Origin of the sequence: Kitasatospora sp. MAA4 (assembly GCF_029893355.1) — a bacterium.
Taxonomy (GTDB): domain Bacteria; phylum Actinomycetota; class Actinomycetes; order Streptomycetales; family Streptomycetaceae; genus Kitasatospora.
The window spans coordinates 1-25,982 of the sequence record NZ_JARZAI010000032.1; the positions used below are offsets into that span (position 1 = coordinate 1).

Below are 25,982 nucleotides of genomic sequence, written 5' to 3' on the forward strand. Positions count from 1 at the left end.
AGCGCGTCCCGGTCGGGCTCGGCATACACGGCGACACTGGCGATACCGGCATCCGAGCAGGCCCTGGCGACGCGGACGGCGATTTCCCCGCGATTGGCGATGAGCACCTTGCGCACTGTGGCTCCCTTCTTGAACCTCGTTGAGTCTAGGGATGAGGAGGTGGTACCGGCGAGTAGCCCCAGGTGGTGAGCTTGCCCACACGGAGCGTTACCCGATTTGGTGATCATTTGAGCACGCAACGGCAGGTCCGCAGGTGGCAACGGTACGCCTGAGGCCTGTAGTGGTTCTGTAGCCGTTCTGTAGTCGGTCTCCAGCCGGTCGAACGGCGCTGGAGCCGCCGTAGCGCGGGCGTGGCCTTCGCCACATCACCCGGCCCGACCCTCGGCGGGCTGCTCGGAAGCGGCCTCGCCGGGTGTCTCGCCGGGTGCCGGGACGGCCGTCCGGCCGCCTGCCGGAAGAGCCGCCGCAGGAGCTTGCGGCTCGCGCGCCGCCAGCGCCTCCCGGGTCACGTCGGCGACCTGCTGGACCACGTCCGGACCGTACGCCGTCGGATTGACCACCCGCAGCACCAGCGCGAACGTGCTGTTCGACCCGTAGCGACGGGCCAGCTCGCGGTGATGGGACGTCAGGTGGCGGACGGCGGCGTGGTTGGCGGTCGCGGTCTGACCCGCGATCAGGAAGGTCGGACGGCCGTGCGGTCCGGCGTCGAGCCGCGCCAGCAGGACGTACGTCCGGCCGCCGGAGCCGCTGTCGTCGAACTCGAAGCGGTAGTCCAGCGCGCCGACCGATAGCACGCCCCCGTACGGGCCGCCCGGCTCGGTGATGAACGCCACGCCGGGCAGCCGCCAGCCCAGGTGGGCCGCCGTCCGTTCGTTGCCGCTCGGCCCGCCGATGCAGAACTCGGCCTTGCCGCCCAGCCCTTGGCGCACCTGGTCGTGCGGCACGATGTCGGCCTGCGCGCCGCACTCGCGAACGAGTGCGGCCAACTCCATCAGCGCGAAGACGTCGTTGCGCGAGACGCTCTTGCTGTGGCCGCTGGCCACATGCCGGTTGACCACCAGGAGGCACTCGGTCCCGCCGGGCATCCCGAAGAACGCCCGGGTCCGCTCCAGCCGGCGACGCCGGCGCAGCGACTGCGCGAGCCACCCGATCCCAGCGCCTATCGCGCTGGTGAGCAGCCCGAGCAGGACGTTCAGCACACTGTCGGTCATCCCCCGGCCTTCCCCGTTCGGCAGCGGGCGTCAGCCTAGCGGGACAAGGGCTCTCAAGTCCTGGGCTCCATGATCTTTCAGGCCCGGAGATCAGACCGGAGATCAGGCCCAGAGGTCGGTGATCCGGACGTCCAGGTCGCCCAGCAGCCCGCGCAGCAGCGGCAGCGAGAGCCCGATGACGTTGCCGTGGTCGCCCTCGATCCGCTCCACGAACGGCGCCGAGCGCCCGTCCAGGGTGAACGCCCCGGCCACGTGCAGCGGTTCGCCCGAGGCGATGTAGGCGGCGACCTCGTCGTCGTCGGGCGTACCGAAGGTGACAGTGGTCGAGGCGGTGGCCGAGGCACTGCGGCCGTTCGCGGTGTCGATCACGCAGTGCCCGGTGCGCAGCACCCCGGCCCGCCCGCGCATCGAGCGCCAGCGCGCCAGCGCCTCGGCCGCGTCGGCGGGCTTGCCGAGGGCCTGCCCATCCAGTTCCAGCACCGAGTCGCAGCCGATCACCAGTTCACCGTCCGTCAGCTGCTCGGCCACCGCGGCGGCCTTGGCCTGCGCGAGCACCAGGGCCAGCTCGCCGGGCGTGGCGGCGGTCAGCGCGTCCTCGTCCACCCCGCTCACGATCACCTGCGGGTCGAGCCCGGCCTGACGGAGCAGTCCGAGCCGGGCGGGGGAGGCGGAGGCGAGCACGAGCGTACGGCGATCGGTCATGCCGACCAGCCTAGAGCCTGCCCCGCAGCCGCCTCACCGCACCAGCAGCAGCGCACCCAGCACCGCCGCCACCGCCAGCAGCCACCCGGCCCGCCGCAGCATCCGCCGCGCCTGCCGCGCCTGCGGAGACTCGTCCTCGGATGGATCTGACCAGAGCATGCCCACCAGCCTGCCCCGATCCGCACCGGAACGCCTGAGTACGGGTACTCAGGCGTTCCGGTGCGGATTCAGCTCGCCCAGCCGGAGGTGCGCCAGACGGTGGGGCCGGGGTGGGGGGTGGGGGTCATTCGGCGGGCGTGGTCGTTCCATGGGGAGGCCGGGCCGGTCGCCGCGCGGCGGGCCGCCTCGGCGGCGGCCTGTGCGGCGGCGGCCCGGGCTGAGACCACCGCCAGGACGGTGGCCAGCTCCTCGGGGGTCGGCTGCCCGTGCAGCACCTGGATGGGGGGCATCTGGGGTCCTTTCCGAGCAGATGGGGCCTACAGGGGGATGTTGCCGTGCTTCTTGGGCGGCAGCACCTCGCGCTTGCCGCGCAGGGCCCGCAGTCCGCGCACGATGTGCCGGCGCGTCTCGGAGGGCGCGATCACCGCGTCCACGTAGCCGCGCTCGGCGGCCAGGTACGGGTTGAGCAGGGTGTCCTCGTACTCGGCGAGCTTCTCGGCCCGCTTGGCCTCGAAATCCTCCGCCGCCGCCAGTTCTCGACGGTAGACGATGTTCACCGCGCCCTGCGCGCCCATCACGGCGATCTGCGCGGTCGGCCAGGCCAGGTTGAGGTCCGCGCCCAGGTGCTTGGAGCCCATCACGTCGTACGCGCCGCCGAAGGCCTTCCGGGTGATCACGGTGATCAGCGGCACGGTGGCCTCGGCGTAGGCGTAGATCAGCTTGGCGCCGCGCCGGATGATGCCGTCCCACTCCTGGTCGGTGCCGGGCAGGAAGCCGGGCACGTCGACGAAGGTGATCACCGGGATGTTGAAGCTGTCGCAGGTCCGGACGAACCGCGCGGCCTTCTCGCTGGCCGCGATGTTCAGGCAGCCCGCCAGGTCCATCGGCTGGTTGCCGACGATGCCGACCGGCCGGCCCTCGATCCGGCCGAAGCCGGTGATGATGTTGGCCGCGTAGAGCGGCTGGGTCTCCAGGAACTCGCCGTCGTCCAGGACGTGCTCGATGACGGTGTGCATGTCGTACGGCTGGTTGGCCGAGTCCGGGATCAGCGTGTCGAGTTCGAGGTCCTGCTCGCTCACCGCGAGGTCGGCCTCCTCGGGGTAGGCCGGCGGGTCCGAGAGGTTGTTGGAGGGCAGGTACGAGAGCAGGCTCTTGACGTACTCGATGGCCTCCTTCTCGTCCGCGGCCAGGTAGTGCGCGTTGCCGGACTTGGTGTTGTGCGCCCGGGCGCCGCCCAGCTCCTCCATGCCGACGTCCTCGCCGGTGACGGTCTTGATCACGTCGGGGCCGGTGATGAACATGTGCGAGGTCTGGTCGGCCATCACCACGAAGTCGGTGATCGCGGGGGAGTAGACCGCGCCGCCCGCGCAGGGGCCCATGATCAGCGAGATCTGCGGGATCACCCCGGAGGCGTGCACGTTGCGGCGGAAGATCTCGCCGTACAGCCCGAGCGAGACCACGCCCTCCTGGATCCGGGCGCCGCCGGAGTCGTTGATGCCGATGACCGGGCAGCCGGTCTTCAGGGCGAAGTCCATCACCTTGACGATCTTCTCGCCGAAGACCTCGCCCAGCGAGCCGCCGAAGACCGTGAAGTCCTGGGCGAAGACGGCGACCTGGCGGCCGTCGACGGTGCCGTAGCCGGTCACCACGCCGTCGCCGTACGGGCGGTTCTTCTCCTGGCCGAAGTTGACCGAGCGGTGCCGGGCGAACTCGTCGAACTCCACGAAGGAGTCCTCGTCCATCAGTTCCAGCACCCGCTCACGAGCCGTCAGCTTGCCCTTGGCGTGCTGCTTCTCGACTGCTGCGGCGGAGCCTGAGTGCACCGCTTCGTCGAGCCTGCGCCGCAGGTCGGCCAGCTTGCCCGCGGTGGTGTGCGGGGCGGGGGTCTGCTGGGCGGGGAGAGATACGGCCTCGGTCATCCCGTGGAGTTCCTCACTCGAAAGAGTCGCGGTGGATGAGGGGAGTCCGGGCAGGACGGTACCGCGAACTACTGCGCAGTAGCGTAGCCAGCCGGGCGGTTCTGTCGTTATGGCCAGCGACACAGTGTGTTCACCGGAGTTCTGCGGGACCATGGGTCGGCCTACGGCCGGCCGCAGTTCGGCCCTGACGCGCCCTAGGGGCTCTGACACGCCCTAGGGTAGGAATCATGACCGAGCCGGATCGCCCCCGACGCAGCGGACTGCGTGGTTTCGGCCACGACGGCCCGTCCCCCTGGACCGACCTCGACCGCCCGCCGCTGGACGCCGACGCGCTGCGCCGCGATCTCGTGCTGCCCGGCAGCCTGTGGACGGCGCTGGACGTGGTGACCGAGACCGGCTCGACCAACAGCGACCTCACCGCCCGGGCCATCGCCGGGGCGCCGGAGGGCGCGGTGCTGGTCGCCGAGCGGCAGAGTGCCGGGCGCGGGCGGCTGGACCGGCAGTGGACGGCCCCGGCCCGCTCGGGCCTCTTCTTCTCCCTGCTGCTGCGCCCGACCGTGCCGCGCGAGCGGCTCGGCTGGCTGCCGATCCTGGTCGGGGTGGCCGCGGCCGGTGCGATCAGCCGGGTCGGCGGCATCGAGGTCGGCCTGAAGTGGCCCAACGACCTCCAGGTCACCGTGGACGGCGGCGAACGCAAGCTCGGCGGCATCCTGACCGAGCTGACCGGCGAGGCCGTGGTGGCGGGCCTGGGCCTGAACGTGTCGCTGCGCGCCGACGAGCTGCCCGTCCCGACCGCCGCCTCGCTGGCGCTGGCCGGCGCCGAGGTCACCGAGCGGACCACGCTGCTGCGCGCGGTGCTGCGCCAGTTCGCCGAGCTGTACGGCGAGTGGCAGGCCGCCGCCGGCGACCCGCACGCCAGCGGGCTGCTGCCGGCCTACGCGGCGCGCTGCACCACGCTGGGCCGCCAGGTCCTGGTGCAGCTGCCGGGTGATCGCGAGCTGCGCGGCGAGGCGGTGGCCGTGGACGGCGACGGCCGCCTGGTGGTCCGCAAGGCCGACGGGACCCGGCAGCCGGTCGGCGCGGGCGATGTCGTGCACGTGAGAGCCACGGCCTGAAACCTGTTGGCGGGGCCGGATCCGCACCTGATGCCCCGGATCCGGCGATTCCGTGCGACCATTCCACCTGGCAACGGTGTGAGGCGCGCCACTGTCGATGCGACGGTGCGCTGTCCCGCACAGGGCAGGACCTCAAGGCAAGTGCGACGACCGCACGGGGACGGACCGGTGGCAGACGACGACGGTGGGGCGCCGGAGGACAGCTCGTACGGCAGCGCCGACCCTGAACGACACGGCGCCGCCGAACCCGAGGGCGCGGACGGCACGGTCGCCCTCGATCTGGAGCGGCTGATCCTGGACGCGCCGCGCCGCTACACCCCGTACCAGGCGGCCCGCGCCGCCGAGGTCCCGATGGAGCTGGCCACCCGCTTCTGGCGCGCCATGGGCTTCCCCGACATCGGCCAGTCCCGGGCGCTGAACGACAGCGACGTGATCGCGCTGCGCCGCCTGGCCGGCCTGGTGGAGTCCGGGCTGATCAACGAGTCGATGGCGATCCAGGTGGCGCGCTCGACCGGCCAGACCACCGCGCGGCTCGCGGGCTGGCAGATGGACACCTTCCTGGAGAACCTCACCCAGGCGCGTGAGCCCGGCCTGACCCGCGCCGACGTCGCCTACCCGCTGGTCGAGCTGCTGCTGCCGGAGCTGGAGCAGTTCCTGGTCTACGTCTGGCGGCGCCAGCTCGCCGCCGTCACCGGGCGGGTCGTCCAGGCGGCCGAGGACACCGAGATCACCAGCGGCCGGCTCGCCGTCGGCTTCGCCGACCTGGTCGGCTTCACCCGGCTCTCGCGCCGGCTGGAGGAGGAGGAGCTCGGCGAGCTGGTGGAGACCTTCGAGTCCACCTGCTCCGACCTGATCGCCGGGCAGGGCGGCCGGCTGATCAAGACCCTGGGCGACGAGATCCTCTACGTCTCCGAGGACCCGGTGACCGCCGCCGAGATCGCGCTCAGCCTGGTCGACACGCTGACCAAGGACGACACCATGCCCGCACTGCGGGTCGGCCTGGCCTTCGGCGCGGTGACCTCGCGGATGGGCGACGTCTTCGGTACCACGGTCAACCTGGCCAGTCGGCTCACCTCGATCGCGCAGCGGGACGCCGTACTGATCGACGGCGAGTTCGCCGCCGCGCTGGAGCTGGCGGGGGCCGGTACGCAGGGCGCCATGGACGGGTCGGGTTCGGCGCAGGCCCAGCTCGCCGAGGCGCTGGCCGCCGCGTCCGGGGCCCCGCTGAGCAGCATGACCCCGCAGCAGGCCGCCGCGGGCGGTCCGCGCTTCCAGCTCCAGCCGATGTGGCGCCGCCCGGTGCGCGGGCTCGGGCTGGTCGAGCCCTGGCTGCTCACCAGGCGGATGCGTCCACCGAACGGGTGAGTCGGCGCCGAGCCCGGGGCATGGATCCCGGGCTTGGTCAGCCCTTTTCCGGCAAACCGGGCATATCCTCGTCAATCACCCCTAATCTTGACCTCGAACGGGACACGAGGCCGAATCGACGGTTGGGGCGAGCGTGGGTGGTGCGCAGCTGATGGCGGAACTCGGACATCCTGGGGCGGGCTCGGCGGATCCGGTGGCCGCAGGCCTCGACCAGCGTCTTCAGGCGGTCGTGGAGATGGCCCAGGACATGGCCGGTGCGCAGAGCGCGCTGGAGGCCCTCCGGGCGGCCGCGGCCCGCGCGACCACGGCACTCGGCGCCTCGATGAGCGCCGTCTCGGTCTGGGACCGCGAGTCCGGGCGGCTGCGGGTGCTGGTCAACCACGGCGAGCTGGCGGCCGGCGAGGAGGAGATCCCGGAGGACGAGTCCTATCCGGTCGCCGACTTCCCCGAGATCGTCACCTTCCTCGACGAGCACTGGTCCACCGGCCGGCTGCCGCGCGCCTGGGTGCAGACCGCCGAGGACCTGACGCCGGGCGAGCACGCCGGCCTGACCGCCCACCTGCACTCCGACACCGGCGCGTTCTGCCGCCAGCGCGCCGCCGGGCTGCGTCGCCGCGGGCGGACCTGCTGCCTGGTCGCCCCGATCGTGCTGCACGGCCAGGCCTGGGGTGAGCTCTACCTGGCCCGCGGCGAGGGCCACCCGCTCTTCACCGACGCCGACGCCCAGTACGCCACCCTGCTGGCCGCGCAGATCTCGGCCGGCCTGGCCCAGAGCGAGCGCCTGGCCGACCTGCGCCGGCTGGCCTTCACCGACCCGCTCACCGGACTGGCCAACCGCCGGGCCGTGGACGCCCGGCTGGAGAGCGCGCTGGCCGCCCACAACCGGGACAACACGGTGGTCTCGCTGGTGGTCTGCGACGTCAACGGCCTCAAGCGGATCAACGACCAGCACGGCCACGAGATGGGCGACCGGCTGCTGGAGCGGTTCGCCAACCAGCTCTCGATGGCCGGCGCCAAGCTGCCCGGCAGCCTCGCCGCCCGGCTCGGCGGCGACGAGTTCTGCCTGCTGGCCGAGGGGCAGAAGTCCGACGAGGTGGTCGCGGTGGCCGAGGAGCTGTGCGCCCGGGCGCTCCAGCTGGCCGACGGCGAGGGGGTGGCCTGCGGCATCGCCTCCACCGGCGACTCGATCGGCCCGGTGAGCACGCCCGACCGGCTGTTCCGGCTCGCCGACGCCGCCCAGTACCGCGCCAAGGCCGCGCGCGCCGCGCATCCGGTGGTGGCCGGCCGCAGCCACGGCCCGGGCCTGGCCCCCGACCCCACCGTGCTGCTGGCCGACGCCGCCGACCCGCACCATCGCGCCGACGGACGCAGCCGCGGCGGCCCGGGCGGCCGGGGCGTGCACGGCGACCGCCGCCGGTTCCGCGGCGCCGCGCACAGCGCGGACCCCGGGCAGCTGCTCACCGCCGTGCTCGGCGTGCTGGACCACCAGGGCGGTGGCCGGGCCAGCCACCCCGCCGACACGCTGGGCCGGCTGGCCTCGGTCGCCGAGACCTCGGCCCGGCTGCTGGACGCGGTCGCCTGGTGGATCAGCTACGTCCCGCCCGGCTCGCAGCTGATGCACACCGCGCAGCACGCGGTGTACCGGATGACCAAGGGGCCGGGCACCCGCGGCGAGGGGGCGGTGTCCCCGGGGGCGGCCCGCCGGGCGGAGAACCAGCGCGCCCGGATCGAGGCGCCCGACGCGGTCTTCGACCTCGACCACTACCCGCTCACCGGGACGGCGGTACGCGGCGGCGCCTTCGCGCTGCGGACCGGCTCGGTGGGGAACGACCCGGCGGAGGAGGCCGTCCTGGTGGTCGGCGGCTACAAGGGCATGGTCGCGGCCGGTGGTGCCAACCCGGCGGGCGGCTGGCTGCTCGAACTCTATGCGGACGACGCCACCCTGCCGCTCGGTCAGATCGCCCCAGCACTGCGGGCGTTGGTAGCGGTCGCGCTCTCCGGGCCCGCCTCGCCGCCGCCCGGGTAGCTGGGCCTAGTGGACGCGGTCCGCCCGGGTGTAGACGTTCGCCGACTCGCCGCGCAGGAAGCCGAGCAGCGTGAGCCCGAGCTCCTCGGCGAGGTCCACCGCCAGCGAGGACGGCGCGGAGACCGCCGCCAGCAGCGGGAGCCCGGCCAGCGCCGCCTTCTGGGTGAGCTCGAACGAGGCCCGGCCGCTGACCAGCAGCAGGTGGCCGGTCAGCGGCAGCAGGCCCGCCCGCAGTGCCCAGCCGACCACCTTGTCCACCGCGTTGTGCCGCCCGACGTCCTCGCGGGCGCAGAGCAGTTCGCCGGCGGCGGTGAACAGGCCGGCGGCGTGCAGGCCGCCGGTGCTGTCGAAGGTCCGCTGGGCGGCCCGCAGCCGGTCGGGGAGGGCGTAGAGCAGCTCGGGTGCGACCCGCAGCGGGTCCTCGGCGATCGGCCACCGGACGTGCGTGCGGACGGCGTCGACGGTGTCCCGGCCGCACAGGCCGCAGGCGCTGGTGGTGAGCAGGTTGCGGTGTGCGGAGAGCGGCAGCGCGGGGGCGCCGCGCAGGGCGGCGTCCACCACGTTGTAGGTGTTGGCGCCGTCCTCGTCCGTTCCGGCGCAGTAGCGCAGGGCGGCCAGCCCGTCCGCCGTGTGGACCAGGCCCTCGCCGACCAGGAACCCGGCCACCAGGTCGAAGTCCTGGCCGGGAGTGCGCATGGTGACCGTCAGCGGCTCGCCGCCGACCCGGATCTCCAACGGCTCCTCGGCCGCCAGTGCGTCCGGGCGGGTTCCCCGCTCCGCACCCGTCAGCCGCACCACGCGCCGCCGTGCCGTCGCCCGCGCCATCCGTCCGCCTCTCGCTCGCCCGTTACCCCTCCAGCATGAGGCACGCTGGGATTCCACCCGCACCCGGTTGTCATATCTCCATTCAGCTGATCTGATAGTGCATATGGATATGCACAGTGCTGCCGCCCCCGACGCGCCGCTCGTCCTGGTCGGCAAGGCCGACGTCACCGCTGAGGACGTGCTCGCCGTAGCGCGGGGCAACGCCCGGGTCGAGATCGGCCCCGACTCGCTGGCCGAAATGGCCACCTCGCGCGCCCGGATCGACGCCCTCGCCGCCGAGCCCCGGCCGGTGTACGGCGTCTCGACCGGATTCGGCGCGCTCGCCGTCCGCCACATCAGCCCCGAGCTGCGGGCCCAGCTCCAGCGGTCGCTGGTCCGCTCGCACGCGGCAGGCATGGGCCCGGCGGTCGAGCGCGAGGTCACCCGCGCGCTGATCTTCCTGCGGATGAAGACGCTGGCCTCCGGCCGTACCGGCGTCCGCCCGCTGGTCGCCGAGACGATGGCAGCCCTGCTCAACGCCGACATCACCCCCGTGGTCCGCGAGTTCGGCTCGCTCGGCTGCTCGGGCGACCTCGCGCCGCTCTCGCACTGCGCGCTGGTGCTGATGGGCGAGGGCGTCGCGTATGGCCCCGACGGCGTGGAGCGCCCGGCCGGCGAGCTGCTGGCCGAGGCCGGCATCGCCCCGGTCGAGCTGCTGGAGAAGGAGGGCCTGGCCCTCATCAACGGCACCGACGGCATGCTCGGCATGCTGCTGATGGCCTGCGCCGACCTGGCCCGGCTCTTCACCACCGCCGACATCACCGCCGCCATGTCGCTGGAGGCGCTGCTCGGCAGCGAGAAGGTGCTCGCCCCCGAGCTGCACGGCCCGATCCGCCCGCACCCGGGCCAGGCGCTCAGCGCCGCCAACATGCTGGCCGTCCTCCAGGGCTCCGGCCTGACCGGGCACCACCACGACGACGCGCCGCGCGTCCAGGACGCCTACTCGATCCGCTGCGCCCCGCAGGTGGCCGGCGCCGGCCGCGACACCCTCACGCACGCCCGCACGGTCGCCGACCGCGAGCTCGCCGCCTCGGTCGACAACCCGGTGGTGCTGCCCGACGGCCGGGTGGAGTCGAACGGCAACTTCCACGGCGCGCCGGTCGCCTACGTGCTGGACTTCCTGGCCATCGCCGCCGCCGACCTCGGCTCGATCTCCGAGCGGCGCACCGACCGGCTGCTCGACAAGAGCCGCTCGCACGGCCTGCCGGCCTTCCTGGCGGACGACCCGGGCGTGGACTCCGGTCTGATGATCGCGCAGTACACCCAGGCCGCGCTGGTCAGCGAGAACAAGCGGCTCGCCGTCCCCGCCTCGGTGGACTCGATCCCGTCCTCGGCGATGCAGGAGGACCACGTCTCGATGGGCTGGTCGGCCGCTCGCAAGCTGCGCCAGGCGGTCGACAACCTGGGCCGCATCCTGGCCGTCGAGCTGACCGCCTCGGCGCGTGCGCTGGAGATCCGTACCGTCGACGGTACGGTCTCGCTCGCCCCGGCCACCGCCGCCGCGCTCGCCGCGGCCCGCGAGGCCGGTGTCGGCGGGGCCGGTCGGGACCGCTTCCTGGCGCCCGACCTGGGTGCGGCCGAGGCGCTGGTCGCCTCCGGCGCCCTGGTCCGCGCCGTCGAGGCCGTCACCGGCCCGCTGGCCTAGTCGGGTGCGGGCCGTGCGGGCCGTGCGGAGCGGGTGGGTGTCAGCTCCACTCGCTCCGCACCGCCCGCAGGCTCTTCTCCTCGCGCTGCTCGCGCCGCTCGGCGTGGGCGGCGGCGAAGTTGACGCCGACGATGCCGGCCCAGCAGACGAGCAGGCCCCCGATGCCGCTGCCGTTGTTGGAGCTGGTCGCGATGGCGGTCAGCGGGACCGCGAAGATCAGCGACAGCACCGGCAGCGTCTTGCCGTTCCAGCCGCGGCGCCGCTCGCCGCGGGCCGGCCGCTCGGGTCGCCCGGACTCGTAGGGGCCCGGCCCGTACTGGTTCATCCGCTCGGCGACCTGCTGCTCGACCCGGGCGTCGAGGCGGGCGTCGATCCGGGACAGGAACGAGTCGACCAGCTCCGACTCGTACTCGGCGCCGAGCTCCTTGCGGGTCTGCAGGGCGGCGTCGAGGTCGTGCTTGAGTTCGGACGGACGGGCGTCGCGGCGAGGTTCCATGCTGCACAGCCTGGCCTGCGCGCGAGCCCCCGGTCCACCCGCCTGCCCTGCTCTCAGGGGGAAATCAGGGTGACCCTGACGGGCCCGGGGCACCGGCGATCGTCCCGGCGTACGAGACGTCATTGCCCGCAGCCGCCGACTGCTGCACAGTCGAGCGGACCCGTACCGGTCCGCCCACCTCGAAGGGAGTCACCATGACCGCGAGCGCCGAGCCGTCCCCCGGTCCGTCCGCGCGGTTGTTGGAGCTCTTCGACGGCCACCGGCTGACGCCCACCCAGCGCCGGATCGCGCACGCGCTGGTCCGGCACGCGGGCGAGGCGCCCTTCCTCTCCAGCGTCGAGGTGGCGGAGCTGGCCGGCGTCAGCCAGCCCTCGGTCACCCGCTTCGCGGTGGCGCTCGGCTACGACGGCTACCCGGCGCTGCGCAAGCGGCTGCGCGACCTCGGGGCGGGCGAGCAGGCCGTTCCGGAGACCGCGGCCGACGTGGTGCGCAACGAGCAGCAGCAGGCCGTGCTGGCCGAGATCGCCCACCTCCAGCGGCTGGCCGCTCTGCTGGCCGATCCCGAGCCGATCGTGCGGGCCGCCAGGCTGCTGGCCGCCTCCCGGCCGCTGCCCGTGCTGGGCCTGCGGGCCGGCTCGGCGCAGGCCCGCGGCTTCGCGTACTTCGCCTCCAAGGTCCACCCGGACATCCGGTTGCTGGACGAGGGCGGCAGCATGCTGGTCGACCGGATCGAGCAGGCGGCCGCGGCCGGCGCCTCCGCGCTGCTCTGCTTCGCGCTGCCGCGCTACCCGCGCGAGCTGATGGACGCGCTGGCCGTCGCCCGGGACTGCGGCCTGACCGTGCTGACCGTCGCGGACAGCGCTTTCGCGCCGGTCGCCAAGCTCTCCGACCTGCTGCTGCCGGCCGAGGTCGGCACCGGCCTGGTCTTCGACACGGCCTGCGCCCCGATGGTCCTGGGGCGGGTGTTGCTGCAGAGCATGTGCGACGAACTCCCGGGTGCAGAGGCCCGGTTGGAGTCGATCGAGCACTCGGCGGCGACCCGCGGTCTCTTCCTGGAATAGGACCGGTCGGTCTCCGTGGCGCAGGCATAGGCCTGGCAGCCTGCGGGCATCCCCTCTGTAGGACGAACGGGGGTGTCCGCATGCGCGTGATCCACGAGATGAGACCGGTCGGCCGGCTCTCCTCCGGTGCGGAGGAGTGGGCCTGCCCGGCCTGCGGTCGCCGGGTGGCGCTGGCCGGCCCTCCGGAGCCCGGCCTGACGGTGCTGGAGCCCGGCGACGAGTCGGCGGTGCACGTCGGCATCGTGGATCCCGGCGCGGGTCCGGGCTCGACGGCCGAGCGCTACGGGCTCGGCCCGATCCAGGAGATCCCCCGCCCGCCGTCCATGCCCGTGCTGCCGCCCACCCCTCCGGATCCGGCTGCCGCCGCCGAGCAGGACCGCCGCTGGCTCGCCGAGATCGGCATCGACTGGGACGGCGGCGCGGCCGCCTGACGAAATCGCGCATTCCGCTTCTCCAGAGTGCTTGCCCTGCAACCAAGTTGACGATTAGTCAGTAAGGTTGAAAGGTGAACAGTCGGGGTGCCGAAGTGCTGGAATTTCGCGCGTCGAATGAACCGTGGGTGTAGTCGCGGCGACTCTCTGTCGAGTTTGTTGCCGCTCCCCGATCACCTCGCTAATGTCGGCGACACGAGCAGTCGGGACTTGTGCGGTCCTGACCCCTTGCCCTCCCCTTCATCATCTCCGCAGGCCAGAGCGTGGCCCGATAGTCCAGCCTGCCCAGAGCGGGCTGCCAGGCCATGCCCCGCAGAGCATCACGACCAACCGACCGCCGAGGCCGCCCGGTGCGGACCGGCCTCGATTCCGTTCGTTTCATGCATATGCCGTGGGAGCTATCTTGCGTGACATAGCAATTGTCGGTATGGGCTGCCGTTTTCCGGGCGCCGCAAATGTTTCCGAGTACTGGAGAATACTTCGGAGCGGTGAGCGCCAGTTCCGCGCCGTTCCGCCGGAACGCTGGGACCACTCACTCATCCACACCCCGCAGGACCGGCGTGCCCGCGCCGGTGCGTACACCGACCGGCTCGCCACGATCGACGGCGTGGACCAGTTCGACGCCCGCCACTACCGGATGAGCCCGCGCCGGGTGCAGTCGATGGACCCGCAGCACCGCCTGCTGCTGGACGCCTCCCGCGAGGCCCTCCAGGACGCCGGCTGGGAGCGCCGGGAGTTCGACCGCGAATCCACCGGGGTCTTCTTCGGTCTGAACATCAACGAGTACCTCGAACTCATCCCCGACGTGCTCACCATGCCCTCGGCCACCCTGCCGGGGGCACTGCTCAACATGGCCGCGGCCAACGTCAGCCAGCACTTCAACCTGCACGGTCCGAGCTTCGCGGTGGACGCGGCCTGCTCCGCGACGCTGGTCGCGCTGCACCAGGCGCTCGGCCACCTGGCCAGCGGCGAGTGCCGGGTGGCGCTGGTGGGCGGTGCCTATCTCGCCCTGGAACCAAGGACGTTGCTGGCCTTCTCCAAGGTCGGCGCGATCTCCGCGGGCGGGGTCTGCCGGCCCTTCGACAAGGACGCCGACGGCTTCGTGCTGGGCGACGGCGCCGGCGTGGTGGTGCTGCGCCCGCTGGAGGACGCGCTGGCCGCCGGGGACCGGGTCTACGCGGTGATCCAGGGCATCGGCAGCTCCAACGACGGTATCGCGGAAGGGCCGATGACCCCGCGCAGCGAGGGCCAGTTGACCGCGCTGCGGCGGGCCTACGCGGACGCCGGCTTCTCCGCCGGCTCGGTCGGGTTCTTCGAGGCGCACGGCACCGCCACGGTGGTCGGCGACCGGGCCGAGCTGGACGCCATCACCGAGCTGCGCCGGTCGGAGCCGACCGAGCCGACCCCGGCCTACCTCTCCTCGGTGAAGTCGCTGATCGGCCACTCGCTGGGCGCCTCCGGTGCGGCGTCGCTGATCAAGACCGCGCTGATGCTGCACCACGGGACCGTCGTCCCGATGCCGCCGACCGACTCGCCGCGCCCGGACGACCTGGCCGCGGCCGGGCTGCGGATCCCGCAGGCCGCCGTGCCGTGGGAGCACCCCGGTGCGACCCCGCGCCGGGCCGGGGTGAGCAACTTCGGTTTCGGTGGCACCAATGTGCACGTGGTGCTGGAGGAGGCCCCGCAGCCGGAGCCCGGCGACCTGCCGGACCCCGCCGCCCAGGACCGGCCGGAGCTGTTCGTCTTCTCCGCCGCCACACTGGACCGGCTGGAGTCCCACCTGGTCCGGTTCCTGGAGGCGCTGCAGGACACCCCCGAGCCGACCCTGCCCGCGATCGCCCGGACGCTGGCGAGCCGTCAGCTGCTCCCGGCCCGTCTCTCGGTCGTCGCGGGAACCCCGTCCGAGCTCCGCGCACGCGTCCAACAGGCCCGCTCCGCACTCGCGTTGGGCCGGGTCGGGGCACTGGGCGAGGGCCTGTACGCGGCGGCCGGGACGGTGCCGCAGGCGGATCGCGCGATCGCCCTGATCTTCCCCGGCCAGGGCAGCCAGCGCCCTGGCATGGCGCGTGACCTGTACGAGCGCTTCCCTGCGGTGCGGGCCGGCGTCGACTACTGGGACGCGCTGGCCACCGCCGAGCCCGGCGGCTTCCCGCTGCTGGACGCGGTGTACGGGCCGGACAGCGACTCGTCCCAGGGCCGTCGCCGGCTCACCGGCACCGACGTGTGCCAGCCGGTGCTCGGCGCGTTCGGGGTGGCGCTGGCCCGGTTCGCCCGCGGGCTGGGCGTCGAGCCGGCCGTCAGCTTCGGTCACAGCGTGGGGGAGTTCCCCGCGGCCGTGCTGGCCGGCGCGCTGGACGACGCCGAGTGCGCGGGGCTGCTGCTCAGCCGCGGTGCCACCATGCGCGCTGCCGAGGCGGTGCGCAGCGGCGGGATGGTCGCCGTCCGGGCCACCCGGGAGCAGGCCGAATCGCTGAGCGAAGGCCTGGCGGACGTCTGGGTGGCCTGCTGGAACCACCCCCGCCAGGTGGTGTTCAGCGGAACCCGGGAGGCGCTCGCCGAGCTCACCCTGCGGTGCGAGCGCGTGGGGCTGACGGCCACCGCGCTGCAGGTCTCCAACGGCTTCCACTCGCCGCTCCTCGATCCGGTCCTGGCCGAGCTGACCGGGGACCTGACCGAGCGCCGGATCAGCTCGCCGGAGGGCGTGTTCGTCTCCTCGGTCAGCGGTGCGGTCGAGCAGGACCCGGCGGTGCTGCGCGAGCTGTGGGGCCGGCACGCCGGCTCCCCGGTGCTGTTCGCGGACTCGGTGGGCGCGGCCTTCGCGGCCGGCGCACGGGTCTTCGTCCAGGTGTGCGGCGGCTCCGGGCTGCTGGGAGCCGTCCTGCGCTGCGTCCCGGAGCCCGAGCGGGTGCACTGCGTCGCGCTCACCGGTGAGGAGCCGGACGACGCCCGCACCTTCCTCGCCGCGCTCGGCCAACTCGCCGTGCTGGGCGTGGACGTCGACCTCGCCGCGCTGGTGCCGGCCGGTGCGTCGCTGGCGACCCTGCCGCCCTCCCCGCTGGCCACCGAGTCCCACTGGCGCTCGGTGGTCGCCTCCCGGGTGCCGGGCCCGCCGACCGCGCCGGGACTCGCCGCCGTCGAGAGCGGGGGACCGGCGGCCGTGTCGGCCCGCCGGCCGGCCCGGCCCGCGCAGCCGTCCGCCGCGCCCGTCCCCGCTCCCACCCCCACCCCCGCACCCGTCGCCGTGCCCGTACGAGCAGCAGCCGAGCACCCCGAGAGACAGGACACCGTGATGAACGACGTCGTGGAACTGCTCCGCCAGCAGCTGACCCTGCTTCAGGCCTATGCCGCGCCCGCTCAGGCTCCCGCGCCCGCTCAGGTCCCCGCCAGGGTGGGCGCCGCCGCCGTGAACCACCCGCTGATCGAGCAGTGGTCGGTCGGCATCGAGCTGCCGGCCCGGTCCCCGGCGCAGCTCCTTCCGCCGGTCGCCGCGGAGGCCGCCCGGGTCCGCGAGCTGGTGTACGCCGAGATCTCGGCGGTGAGCGCCTTCCCGGTGACCCAGCTGAGCGACGAGGTGCTGGTCGGGCAGGATCTCGGCTTCGACTCGCTGATGGTCACCGAGCTGCTGGAGCGGCTGCGTCGGGCCTTCCCGGTGGCGGCCGACCGGATGGTCGAGGGCTTCCTCCCCAAGCAGCCGACCATCGCGCAGGTCATCGAGGTGACGGCCGAGCTGCTCGGCGTGCCGGCCGCTCCGCGTGCGCTGGCCTCCGCTCCTGTGGAACTCGCCCCCGTGGAGCTCGAATCGGCCCCCGCCGAGCACCGGATCGAGGACTTCCCCGAGCTGATCAGGCTCGAGGCGCGCATCGCCGGCCTCGGTGAACGCAACCCGTACTTCCTGCTGCACGAGGGCACGATGCGGGACACCACCCGGGTCGGCGATCAGGAGCTGATCTCCTTCTCCGGTTACAACTACCTCGGCCTGTCCGGCCACCCGGTGGTCACCGCGGCCGTCAAGGAGGCCGTGGACCGCTACGGCAGCTCGGTCTCGGCCAGCCGCTTCCTCTCCGGTGACCGCCCGCTGCACCGCGAGCTGGAGGCCGAACTCGCCGACCTGAACGGCTGCGAGGCGGCCATCGCGCTGGTCAGCGGGCACGCCACCAACGTCAGCGTGATCGGGCACCTGATGGGCCCGCAGGACCTGATCCTGCACGACTCCCTCGCGCACGACAGTATCCTGCAGGGCTGCAAGCTCTCCGGCGCGCGCCGCCGTCCGTTCCCGCACAACGACATGGCCGCTCTGGACGCGCTGCTGCGCAAGGTCCGCCACGAGTACCGCCGGGTGCTGATCGTGGTCGAGGGCGTCTACAGCATGGACGGCGACCTGGTCGACCTGCCGGCCCTGATCGAGGTGAAGCAGCGGCACGGCGCGATGGTGCTGGTCGACGAGGCGCACAGCCTGGGCACCGTGGGCGCCGGTGGCGGCGGGGTCGGCGAGCACTTCGCGGTGGACCGCTCGGATATCGACCTGTGGGCCGGGACGCTCTCCAAGTCCCTCGCCGGCTGCGGTGGTTACGTGGCCGGGTCGGAGCGGACGATCACCTACCTGAAGTGCTCGGTGCCCGGCTTCGTCTACAGCGTGGGCCTGACGCCGGCCAACACGGCGGCCTCGCTCGCGGCGATCCGGGTCATGCGGGACGAGCCCGAGCGCCTCAAGCGGCTGGCGGAGAACTCCGACCGGTTCCTGCGGCTGGCCCGCGAGGCCGGGATCGACACCGGGGACAGCTACGGCTCGCCGGTGATCCCGGCCATCGTCAAGGACTCGGCCAAGGCGGTCCAGCTCTCGGCCGCCCTCTTCGACCGCGGCGTGAGCGCCAACCCGATCCTGCACCCGGCGGTGGCCGAGGAGTTGACCCGGCTGCGGTTCTTCGTCACCAGCGAGCACACGGCCGAGCAGATCGACTACAGCGTCGCCACGCTCGCCGAGCAGTGGCAGCTGCTGAACCGCTGACCCACCCGAACCACGGGGTGTCCTGGGCAAGTTGCCCGGGGCACCCCGGTTCCGCGCCCACCCCATGCCCTGGTGATCGAGCCGATCGAGGAGCAGGACCCACCGTGCACACCTCCGAACTCTCCGCCCCCCGGCCGACCGGGCCGGCCCCCACCCCGCCCCCGCTGCCGCTGCGCCGCCCGTGGGCCGTGCTGCTGGCCGCGCTGCTCTTCCTGCTGCTCACCGCGGTGCTGTCGGGCGGCACGCTCGGCGTGCTGAAGTCCGGCGGCTTCGACGACCCGGCGGCCGACTCGGTGGCCGCCGCGAAACTGCTCCAGCAGCACTTCCCCGCGGCGCAACCCGATCTGTTCGTGCTGGTGCGGGATGCGGGCGGGAACGCGGACAGCCCGGCGAGCACGGCGGCCGGCAGGTCCGTCCTCGACCAGCTGTCCCACCAGCCCGGGGTGCGGGTGGTGGCTTCGTACTACGACGGCGCCGACCCGGCGCTGCGCTCGGCCGACGGTTCGGCGGGCCTGACCGCCGTCGCGGTGGCCGGCGACCAGGACGCGGTGGGCCGCAAGGTCCGTACCCTGCACACCCTGCTGGCCGGCCGACACGGTTCCAGCACCGTGCAGTTCGGCGGCATCGGGCAGATCAACAACGACCTCACCGACCGGATCGCGCAGGACCTGGCGATCGCCGAGTCGGTGGCGATCCCGCTGACCCTGCTGCTCCTGGTGCTGGTCTTCCGCGGTGTGGTGGCGGCCCTGCTGCCGCTGGCCATCGGGGTGTTGGCGATCGTCGGGGCGCTGGCGGCGCTCTGGGGGCTGGCCGAGTTCACCTCGGTGTCGATCTTCTCGACCAACCTGATCACCGCGCTCGGCCTGGGCCTGGCGGTCGACTACAGCCTGCTGATCGTGGCCCGCTACCGGCAGGAACGCGGCCAGGGCGACGGTGACTTGGCGGCCCTTCGGCGCACCCTGGCGACGGCCGGGCGGACCGTGCTGTTCAGCGCCACCATCGTGGCGACGGTGCTGATCTGCCTGCTGGTCTTCCGGCTCTACTTCCTGCGCTCGTTCGCCTTCGCGGGGGTGGCCACCGTGGTGATCGCCGTGCTGGGCGCGCTCGGGCCGCTGCCGGCCGCGCTGCTGCTGCTCGGGGACCGGATCGACAAGTGGCCGATCGGGCGGGTCCGCGCCGAGCGGCCGGCTGCTGAACTGCGGCTGTGGGGACGGATCGCGGGCGCCGCGATGCGTCGTCCGGGCGCGGCCGGACTGCTGGTGACGGGCGCCCTGCTGGTGCTCGCCCTGCCGCTGGGACACGCCCAGTTCGGCATACCGGACGCGCGGGCGCTGCCCGCGGGCACCGAGAGCCGCCAGGTGTCCGACCTGCTCACCAGCTCCTTCCCCGGCGGCGACGGCGACACCCTCACCGTGGTCGCCCCGGTCTGGACCGGCGATCCCTCGGGCGCCGACCTGGCGAGTTACGCACGGGCGCTGTCCGCGGTGCCCGGTGTCGACGAAGTGGCCAGCCCGGCCGGCGTCTTCGCGGCCGGCGCGGCGACCCCGGCCCCCGCGCCGCAGGGGATGACCGACGGCTCGTCGGTCCGCTTCGACCTGCAGACCAAGGTGGTGCCGTACTCCGCTCAGGGCAGCGCCCTGGCGCAGCGGGTGCGGGCGGTGCCGGTGCCCGGCGACCGGCTGCTGCACGTCGCCGGACTGGCCGCCCAACTCGCGGACACCACCAGCTCGTTGTCGAGCCGTCTGCCCTGGGCGGTGGGCCTTGCGGTGCTCGGCACCCTGGTGCTCCTGCTGCTGGCCACCGGCAGTGTGCTGCTGCCGGTGAAGGCGGTGCTGTTCAACGCGCTCGGTCTGGCCGCCGTCACCGGCGCGATGGTCTGGGTCTTCGTCGACGGCCACCTGTCGGGGCTGCTCGGCTTCACCCCCTCGCCGCTGGCGATCACCATGCCGGTGCTGCTGGTCTGCGTCGCGTACGCGCTCTCGATGGACTACGAGGTCTTCCTGCTCTCCCGGATCAAGGAGCGGCACGTCGCGGGGGACGCCGTGGAGCTGTCGGTGCGGGCGGGCCTCGGCGAGAGCGGGCCGATCATCACTGCCGCCGCCGGGCTGCTGGCGGTGTCGTTCTTCGCGATCGGCCTCTCCGGGGTCTCCCTGGTGAAGTTCTTCGGGCTCGGGACGGGCATCGCGATCCTGCTGGACGCGGTGCTGATCCGCGGCGTCCTGGTGCCGGTCTTCTTCCGCCTGGCGGGGGAGCGGGCCTGGTGGGCGCCGGCCTGGGTGAAGCGGCTGACCAGGCGCTTCGAGATGGCCTCGGGTCACTGACGGCAGTGAATGAGGCTATTCAGAGCGGTCCCCGGCGGCAGGTCGCCTTGCGGTCGGGGACCGGCCCGGCGCACCGTGGAGGGGGGATTCGGTCCGGGGTCTGGCTCGCCGCCTGGTGATTGGATATATTCAGACATACAGTCGATGAATGGATCCATCCGGACCAGTCCGGTCGGCAGGCAGCAGTAGGGAGAGCGACGGCATGGTGCAGCAGCAGACGAGCGGACCGCGCGAGGTTCGGGCCGCCCGCGGGACGAACCTCAGCACCCAGGGCTGGCAGCAGGAGGCCGCCCTGCGGATGCTCATGAACAACCTCGATCCCGAGGTCGCCGAGCACCCCTCCAAGCTGGTCGTCTACGGCGGCACCGGCAAGGCCGCGCGCGACTGGCGCTCCTACGACGCCATGGTGCGCACCCTGCAGACCCTCAAGCAGGACGAGACCATGCTGGTCCAGTCCGGCCGCCCGGTCGGCGTGATGCAGACCCACGAGTGGGCGCCGCGCGTGCTCATCGCCAACTCCAACCTGGTCGGCGACTGGGCCAACTGGGAGGAGTTCCGCCGCCTGGAGAACCTCGGGCTCACCATGTACGGCCAGATGACCGCCGGGTCCTGGATCTACATCGGCACCCAGGGCATCCTCCAGGGCACCTACGAGACCTTCGGCGCCGTCGCGGCCAAGAAGTTCAACAACACCCTCGAGGGCACCATCACCCTCACCGCCGGGCTCGGCGGCATGGGCGGCGCCCAGCCGCTGGCCGTCACCATGAACGGCGGCGTGGCGATCTGCATCGACTGCGACCCGTCCCGGATCGCCCGCCGGATCGAGCACCGCTACCTCGACGTCGAGGCGACCAGCCTGGCCCACGCGCTGGAGCTGGCCACCGACGCCCGCGACAAGCGCCAGCCGCTCTCCATCGGCCTGCTGGGCAACGCCGCCGAGCTGTTCCCGCAGCTGCTCGCGATGGACGCGCCGATCGACATCGTCACCGACCAGACCAGCGCCCACGACCCGCTGGCGTACCTGCCGATCGGCGTCGCCTTCGACGACATGGCGGACTACGCGGCGGCCAAGCCGGCCGAGTTCACCCAGCGTTCGCGCGAGTCGATGGCCAAGCACGTCGAGGCGATGGTCGGCTTCCAGGACAAGGGCGCCGAGGTCTTCGACTACGGCAACTCGATCCGCGGCGAGGCCCAGCTCGCGGGCTACTCCCGAGCCTTCGACTTCCCCGGCTTCGTGCCGGCGTACATCCGCCCGCTGTTCTGCGAGGGCAAGGGCCCGTTCCGCTGGGCCGCGCTCTCCGGTGACGCGCAGGACATCTACAAGACCGACAAGGCCGTGCTCGACCTCTTCCCGGAGAACGAGTCGCTGCACCGCTGGATCAAGATGGCCCAGGAGAAGGTGCACTTCCAGGGCCTGCCGGCGCGGATCTGCTGGCTCGGCTACGGCGAGCGCGACAAGGCCGGCGAGCGCTTCAACGACATGGTCGCCTCCGGCGAGCTCTCCGCGCCGATCGTGATCGGCCGCGACCACCTGGACTGCGGCTCGGTCGCCTCGCCGTACCGCGAGACCGAGGCGATGCTGGACGGCTCGGACGCCATCGCCGACTGGCCGCTGCTGAACGCCATGGTCAACGTCGCCTCCGGCGCGTCCTGGGTCTCCATCCACCACGGCGGCGGCGTCGGCATCGGCCGCTCGATCCACGCCGGCCAGGTCACCGTCGCCGACGGCACGCCGCTGGCGGGCGAGAAGATCCGCCGGGTGCTCACCAACGACCCCGGCATGGGCGTCATCCGGCACGTCGACGCCGGCTACGACATCGCGGGCGAGGTCGCGGCCGAGCGCGGTGTGCGCATCCCCATGGGCGAGCTGTGACGGACACGTTCGGTGCGATGTGGGCGGAGCTGCTCCCCGTGGGCCGCTCCGCCGCATCCGGCGGGTACCGCCGGCACGCCTGGAACAGCGCGGACGCCGAGTGCCGGGCCTGGTTCGAGGAGCAGGCCCGCTCCCGGGGCCTGGCCTACGAGCTGGACCGCAACGGCAACCAGTGGGCCTGGCTCGGCGACCCGCAGCAGGACGGCGCCGTCGTCACCGGCTCGCACCTGGACTCCGTCCCGGACGGCGGCGCCTTCGACGGCCCGCTCGGGGTGGTCTCCTCCTTCGCCGCGCTGGACGAACTGCGCGCCCGCAAGGCCGAGTTCACCAAGCCGCTGGCGATCGTCAACTTCGGCGACGAGGAGGGCGCCCGGTTCGGCGTGGCCTGCATCGGCTCCCGGCTCAGCGCGGGCGTGCTCAGCCGCGAGCAGGCGTACGAGCTGCGCGATGCCGACGGCGTCCGACTGCCCGACGCGATGGAGCGCGCCGGCTACGACCCGACCGCGATCGGCGCGGACGACGACCGGCTCTCCCGGGTCGGCGCCTTCGTCGAACTCCACGTCGAGCAGGGCCGCTACCTGACCGAGGACCAGCCGGTCGGCGTGGCCAGCGCGATCTGGCCGCACGGCCGCTGGCGCTTCGACTTCCACGGCGAGGCCAACCACGCGGGCACCACCCGCATCGAGGACCGCCGCGACCCGATGCTGACGTACGCCACCACCGTGCTCGCGGCCCGCAAGAAGGCCCGGCTGGCCGGCGCGCTGGCCACCTTCGGCAAGGTCGCCGTCGAGCCGAACGGCACCAACGCGATCGCCTCGCTGATCCGCGGCTGGCTGGACTCCCGGGCCTCCGAGGAGCAGGTGCTGGAGGCCCTGGTCGAGGAGATCCGGGTGGCGGCGGCCGAGCGCGGCGAGCGCGACGGCGTCCGGGTCGAGCTGACCCGCGAGTCGTACACGCCGGTGGTCGACTTCGACGGCCCGCTGCGCGACCGGCTGGCCAAGCGGCTGGGCGGCGTGCCGATCCTGCCGACCGGCGCCGGACACGACGCCGGGATCCTGGCGTCCGCCGTTCCGACCGCCATGCTGTTCGTACGGAACCCGAGCGGCGTTTCGCACTCCCCGGCGGAGCACGCCGAGGAGGCGGACTGCCTCGCGGGTGTGGCGGCTCTGGCGGACGTTCTGGAGGACCTGGCATGTCAGTGACCACGGTGTACTGGGCCGAGCACGCCTGGCTGCCGCATGTGAACGGCCCGGTGGTCGAGTCGGACGTGCTGATCGAGGTGGCCGCGGGCGGCAGGATCGCCAAGGTCACCCCGGACAGCGGGCCCTGCCCGCCGCAGGCCGTCCGGCTGGCCGGCCTGCTGGTGCCCGGTCAGGCGAACGCGCACTCGCACGCCTTCCACCGCGCGCTGCGCGGGACCGTCCAGGTCGGCTCCGGCACCTTCTGGACCTGGCGGGACACCATGTACCGGTTCGCCGGCGCCCTGGACCCGGACAGCTACCTGGCGCTGGCCACCGCCGTCTACGCCGAGATGGCGCTGGCCGGCATCACCGCGGTGGGGGAGTTCCACTACCTGCACCACGCCCCTGGCGGCGCCCGCTACAACGACCCCAACGCGATGGGCGAGGCGCTGATCGAGGCCGCCGCCCGGGCCGGTATCCGGATCACCCTGCTGGACACCTGCTACCTCTCCTCCGGCTTCGGCGCCGAACTGACCAAGCCGCAGCTGCGGTTCGGGGACGGCGACGCCGATGCCTGGGCCGAGCGGGTCAGCGAGCTCAAGCCGCGCGAGCACGCCCGGCTCGGCGCGGCCGTCCACTCGGTGCGCGCCGTCCCGGCCGGCCAGCTGAGCACGGTCGCGCACTGGGCCCGGATGCGCAAGGCCCCGCTGCACGTGCACCTCTCCGAGCAGACCGCGGAGAACGAGGCCTGCCTCAGCGCGCACGGGGTCACCCCGACCCGGCTGCTCGCCGACCACGGCGTGCTCGGGCCGCGCACCTCGGCCGTCCACGCGACCCACCTCACCGAGGAGGACATCAAGCTGCTCGCCGACTCCTCCACGGTGATCTGCATGTGCCCGACCACCGAACGCGACCTCGCCGACGGCATCGGGCCGGCCCGCCACCTGGCGAACAGCGGCTGCCAGGTCACCCTGGGCAGCGACAGCCACGCGGTCATCGACCCGTTCGAGGAGGCCCGGGCGCTGGAGCTGAACGAGCGCCTGCGCACCCGCACCCGCGGCCACTGGACGGCCAACGCGCTGCTGCGGGCCGGCAGCGAGGACGGTCACGCCTCGCTCGGCTGGCCGGAGGCCGGCCGGATCGAGGCCGGCGCGTTCGCCGACTTCACCGTCATCGCGCTGGACTCCGTACGCACCGCGGGCCCGCTGCCCCGGCTCGGCGCCGAGACCGCGGTCTTCGCGGCATCGGCGGCGGACGTCCGGCACGTGGTGGTCGGCGGCCGGCGGATCGTCCAGGACGGCGTGCACCAGCTGGTCGCCGACGTCCCGTCCGCACTGCGCGCCTCGATCGCCGCACTGCTTGCGTAACCCCTCCGGGGGGCGGGTCGACCGATCCGCCCCCCGGCCCGGATCCGAGAGGGCCTCATGAGCAGCACCCTGATCACCAACATCGGCAGTCTGGTGACCAACGACCCGTCCCACCCCGGCCTGCTCGGCCTGGTCGAGCAGGCCGCCGTGGTGGTGGACGGCTCGGTGGTCACCTGGACCGGCCGCGCCGCCGACGCCCCCGCCGCCGACCAGGTGCACGACGCCGAGGGACGCACCCTGCTGCCCGGCTTCGTCGACTCGCACGCCCACCTGGTCTTCGCGGGCGACCGCACCGCCGAGTTCAACGCCCGGATGTCCGGCCAGAGTTACTCGGCCGGAGGGATCCGCACCACGGTCGCTGCCACCCGTGCGGCGAGCGACGCCGAACTGGACGCCAACCTGGCCCGGTTCGTCCGCGAGGCGCTGCGCCAGGGCACCACCACCATCGAGTGCAAGTCCGGCTACGGCCTGACCGTCGCCGACGAGGCGCGCGCCCTGCGGATCGCCGCCGCGCACACCCCCGAGACCACCTACCTCGGCGCCCACATCGTGGCCCCCGAGTTCGCCGACGACCCGGCCGGCTACGTCGACCTGGTGACCGGCGAGATGCTGGACGCCTGCGCCCCGCACGCCCGCTGGGTGGACGTCTTCTGCGAGAACGGCGCCTTCGACGGCGACCAGGCCCGTGCCGTCCTGAAGGCCGGCCAGGAACGCGGCCTGATCCCCCGGGTGCACGCCAACCAGCTCAGTCACGGCCCCGGCGTGCAGCTCGCGGTCGAGCTGGGCGCGGCCTCGGCCGACCACTGCACCCACCTGACCGACGCCGACGTCGCCGCGCTGGCCGGCAGCGAGACGGTGGCCACCCTGCTGCCCGGCGCCGAGTTCTCCACCCGCGCCCGGTACCCGGACGCGCGCCGGCTGCTCGACGCGGGCGCCACCGTCGCGCTCTCCACCGACTGCAACCCGGGTTCCAGCTTCACCAGTTCGATGGCCTTCTGCATCGCGGTGGCCGTCCGCGAGATGGGCATGACCCCGGACGAGGCCGTGCACGCCGCCACCGCCGGCGGAGCCCGCGCGCTGCGCCGCACCGACGTCGGCCGGATCGCCCCCGGCGCCCGCGCCGACCTGCTGCTGCTGGACGCCCCCTCGCCGGTCCACCTCGCCTACCGCCCCGGCGTCCCGCTCACCGCCGCCGTCTGGCGCGCGGGGGTCCGGGAGGTCTGAGACCTTCAGGGCGGACG

At 73.3% G+C, this 25,982-nt stretch carries 19 protein-coding genes and 1 pseudogene; 12 read left to right on the forward strand and 8 right to left on the reverse strand.

Annotation, left to right across the window (positions count from 1 at the left end):
• The 6 genes from P3T37_RS31340 to P3T37_RS31365 form a co-directional block, all read right to left on the reverse strand.
• On the reverse strand, positions 1 to 116 hold a 116-nt coding region (locus P3T37_RS31340; protein ID WP_280723437.1), incomplete at its 3' end, for a biotin carboxylase N-terminal domain-containing protein.
• Positions 117 to 365: 249 nt separating this feature from the next.
• Positions 366 to 1,211: a hypothetical protein gene (locus P3T37_RS31345; protein WP_280727301.1), complete on the reverse strand. Its 846-nt coding sequence runs from the start codon at positions 1,209 to 1,211 to the stop codon at positions 366 to 368.
• 102 nt (positions 1,212 to 1,313) lie between these two features.
• Complete coding sequence (locus tag P3T37_RS31350; RefSeq protein ID WP_280727302.1) at positions 1,314 to 1,913, reverse strand: nucleoside triphosphate pyrophosphatase; 600 nt, start codon at positions 1,911 to 1,913, stop codon at positions 1,314 to 1,316.
• A gap of 33 nt (positions 1,914 to 1,946) precedes the next feature.
• Positions 1,947 to 2,072 carry a hypothetical protein gene (locus P3T37_RS31355; RefSeq protein WP_280727303.1) on the reverse strand — a complete coding sequence of 42 codons (126 nt, stop codon included), beginning with the start codon at positions 2,070 to 2,072 and terminating at the stop codon, positions 1,947 to 1,949.
• A 68-nt stretch (positions 2,073 to 2,140) separates the two neighbouring features.
• A complete protein-coding gene (locus P3T37_RS31360) occupies positions 2,141 to 2,362 on the reverse strand; it encodes an acyl-CoA carboxylase subunit epsilon (protein ID WP_280727304.1) in 222 nt (73 codons plus the stop codon).
• Positions 2,363 to 2,389: 27 nt separating this feature from the next.
• Complete coding sequence (locus tag P3T37_RS31365; protein ID WP_280727305.1) at positions 2,390 to 3,991, reverse strand: acyl-CoA carboxylase subunit beta; 1,602 nt, start codon at positions 3,989 to 3,991, stop codon at positions 2,390 to 2,392.
• Between the two features lie 227 nt (positions 3,992 to 4,218).
• Here P3T37_RS31365 and P3T37_RS31370 point away from each other — a divergent pair, with 227 nt between their 5' ends.
• From P3T37_RS31370 to P3T37_RS31380, 3 genes and pseudogenes are all read left to right on the forward strand, one after another.
• Complete coding sequence (locus tag P3T37_RS31370) at positions 4,219 to 5,106, forward strand: biotin--[acetyl-CoA-carboxylase] ligase (RefSeq protein WP_280727306.1); 888 nt, start codon at positions 4,219 to 4,221, stop codon at positions 5,104 to 5,106.
• A 168-nt stretch (positions 5,107 to 5,274) separates the two neighbouring features.
• Positions 5,275 to 6,471 (forward strand): adenylate/guanylate cyclase domain-containing protein, encoded by a 1,197-nt coding sequence (locus P3T37_RS31375; RefSeq protein WP_280727307.1) that lies wholly within the window; start codon positions 5,275 to 5,277, stop codon positions 6,469 to 6,471.
• A gap of 247 nt (positions 6,472 to 6,718) precedes the next feature.
• Positions 6,719 to 7,759: pseudogene (locus tag P3T37_RS31380) on the forward strand (sensor domain-containing diguanylate cyclase); the annotation flags it as partial.
• A 744-nt stretch (positions 7,760 to 8,503) separates the two neighbouring features.
• On the opposite strand, the gene fdhD reads toward P3T37_RS31380, so the two are convergent.
• Positions 8,504 to 9,322 (reverse strand): formate dehydrogenase accessory sulfurtransferase FdhD, encoded by an 819-nt coding sequence (gene fdhD, locus P3T37_RS31385; protein ID WP_280727308.1) that lies wholly within the window; start codon positions 9,320 to 9,322, stop codon positions 8,504 to 8,506.
• A gap of 103 nt (positions 9,323 to 9,425) precedes the next feature.
• Here fdhD and hutH point away from each other — a divergent pair, with 103 nt between their 5' ends.
• On the forward strand, positions 9,426 to 11,006 hold the full coding sequence (gene hutH / locus P3T37_RS31390; protein WP_280727309.1) for a histidine ammonia-lyase: 1,581 nt from the start codon (positions 9,426 to 9,428) through the stop codon (positions 11,004 to 11,006).
• 40 nt (positions 11,007 to 11,046) lie between these two features.
• On the opposite strand, the gene P3T37_RS31395 is transcribed toward hutH, so the two are convergent.
• A complete protein-coding gene (locus P3T37_RS31395; protein WP_280727310.1) occupies positions 11,047 to 11,502 on the reverse strand; it encodes a hypothetical protein in 456 nt (151 codons plus the stop codon).
• A gap of 194 nt (positions 11,503 to 11,696) precedes the next feature.
• Here P3T37_RS31395 and P3T37_RS31400 point away from each other — a divergent pair, with 194 nt between their 5' ends.
• The 8 genes from P3T37_RS31400 (at position 11,697) to hutI (ending at position 25,965) form a co-directional block, all read left to right on the forward strand.
• On the forward strand, positions 11,697 to 12,563 hold the full coding sequence (locus P3T37_RS31400) for a MurR/RpiR family transcriptional regulator (protein ID WP_280727311.1): 867 nt from the start codon (positions 11,697 to 11,699) through the stop codon (positions 12,561 to 12,563).
• Between the two features lie 80 nt (positions 12,564 to 12,643).
• On the forward strand, positions 12,644 to 12,994 hold the full coding sequence (locus P3T37_RS31405; RefSeq protein WP_280727312.1) for a hypothetical protein: 351 nt from the start codon (positions 12,644 to 12,646) through the stop codon (positions 12,992 to 12,994).
• Between the two features lie 184 nt (positions 12,995 to 13,178).
• Positions 13,179 to 17,999: a type I polyketide synthase gene (locus P3T37_RS31410; protein ID WP_280727313.1), complete on the forward strand. Its 4,821-nt coding sequence runs from the start codon at positions 13,179 to 13,181 to the stop codon at positions 17,997 to 17,999.
• A 104-nt stretch (positions 18,000 to 18,103) separates the two neighbouring features.
• Positions 18,104 to 20,320, forward strand: coding sequence for an MMPL family transporter (locus tag P3T37_RS31415; protein ID WP_280727314.1), 2,217 nt, complete (start codon positions 18,104 to 18,106; stop codon positions 20,318 to 20,320).
• 202 nt (positions 20,321 to 20,522) lie between these two features.
• Entirely contained in the window at positions 20,523 to 22,193 is a 1,671-nt protein-coding gene (gene hutU / locus P3T37_RS31420) for a urocanate hydratase (RefSeq protein ID WP_280727315.1), read from the forward strand.
• Between the two features lie 17 nt (positions 22,194 to 22,210).
• On the forward strand, positions 22,211 to 23,395 hold the full coding sequence (locus tag P3T37_RS31425; protein WP_280727362.1) for an allantoate amidohydrolase: 1,185 nt from the start codon (positions 22,211 to 22,213) through the stop codon (positions 23,393 to 23,395).
• Entirely contained in the window at positions 23,386 to 24,741 is a 1,356-nt protein-coding gene (locus P3T37_RS31430; protein ID WP_280727316.1) for a formimidoylglutamate deiminase, read from the forward strand. Before P3T37_RS31425 ends, P3T37_RS31430 begins: the two co-directional genes overlap by 10 nt.
• Before the next feature lie 57 nt (positions 24,742 to 24,798).
• Entirely contained in the window at positions 24,799 to 25,965 is a 1,167-nt protein-coding gene (gene hutI, locus P3T37_RS31435) for an imidazolonepropionase (protein WP_280727317.1), read from the forward strand.
• The last annotated feature ends 17 nt before the right edge of the window (positions 25,966 to 25,982 follow it).

Coding starts and splice junctions, on each gene's coding strand:
- P3T37_RS31345 (WP_280727301.1), bottom strand. CDS start 1,211: ATGACCGACAGTGTGCTGAACGTCCTGCTCGGGCTGCTCACCAGCGCG.
- P3T37_RS31350 (WP_280727302.1), bottom strand. CDS start 1,913: ATGACCGATCGCCGTACGCTCGTGCTCGCCTCCGCCTCCCCCGCCCGG.
- P3T37_RS31355 (WP_280727303.1), bottom strand. CDS start 2,072: ATGCTCTGGTCAGATCCATCCGAGGACGAGTCTCCGCAGGCGCGGCAG.
- P3T37_RS31360 (WP_280727304.1), bottom strand. CDS start 2,362: ATGCCCCCCATCCAGGTGCTGCACGGGCAGCCGACCCCCGAGGAGCTG.
- P3T37_RS31365 (WP_280727305.1), bottom strand. CDS start 3,991: ATGACCGAGGCCGTATCTCTCCCCGCCCAGCAGACCCCCGCCCCGCAC.
- P3T37_RS31370 (WP_280727306.1), top strand. CDS start 4,219: ATGACCGAGCCGGATCGCCCCCGACGCAGCGGACTGCGTGGTTTCGGC.
- fdhD (WP_280727308.1), bottom strand. CDS start 9,322: ATGGCGCGGGCGACGGCACGGCGGCGCGTGGTGCGGCTGACGGGTGCG.
- hutH (WP_280727309.1), top strand. CDS start 9,426: ATGGATATGCACAGTGCTGCCGCCCCCGACGCGCCGCTCGTCCTGGTC.
- P3T37_RS31395 (WP_280727310.1), bottom strand. CDS start 11,502: ATGGAACCTCGCCGCGACGCCCGTCCGTCCGAACTCAAGCACGACCTC.
- P3T37_RS31400 (WP_280727311.1), top strand. CDS start 11,697: ATGACCGCGAGCGCCGAGCCGTCCCCCGGTCCGTCCGCGCGGTTGTTG.
- P3T37_RS31405 (WP_280727312.1), top strand. CDS start 12,644: ATGCGCGTGATCCACGAGATGAGACCGGTCGGCCGGCTCTCCTCCGGT.
- P3T37_RS31410 (WP_280727313.1), top strand. CDS start 13,179: ATGTCGGCGACACGAGCAGTCGGGACTTGTGCGGTCCTGACCCCTTGC.
- hutU (WP_280727315.1), top strand. CDS start 20,523: ATGGTGCAGCAGCAGACGAGCGGACCGCGCGAGGTTCGGGCCGCCCGC.
- P3T37_RS31425 (WP_280727362.1), top strand. CDS start 22,211: ATGTGGGCGGAGCTGCTCCCCGTGGGCCGCTCCGCCGCATCCGGCGGG.
- P3T37_RS31430 (WP_280727316.1), top strand. CDS start 23,386: ATGTCAGTGACCACGGTGTACTGGGCCGAGCACGCCTGGCTGCCGCAT.
- hutI (WP_280727317.1), top strand. CDS start 24,799: ATGAGCAGCACCCTGATCACCAACATCGGCAGTCTGGTGACCAACGAC.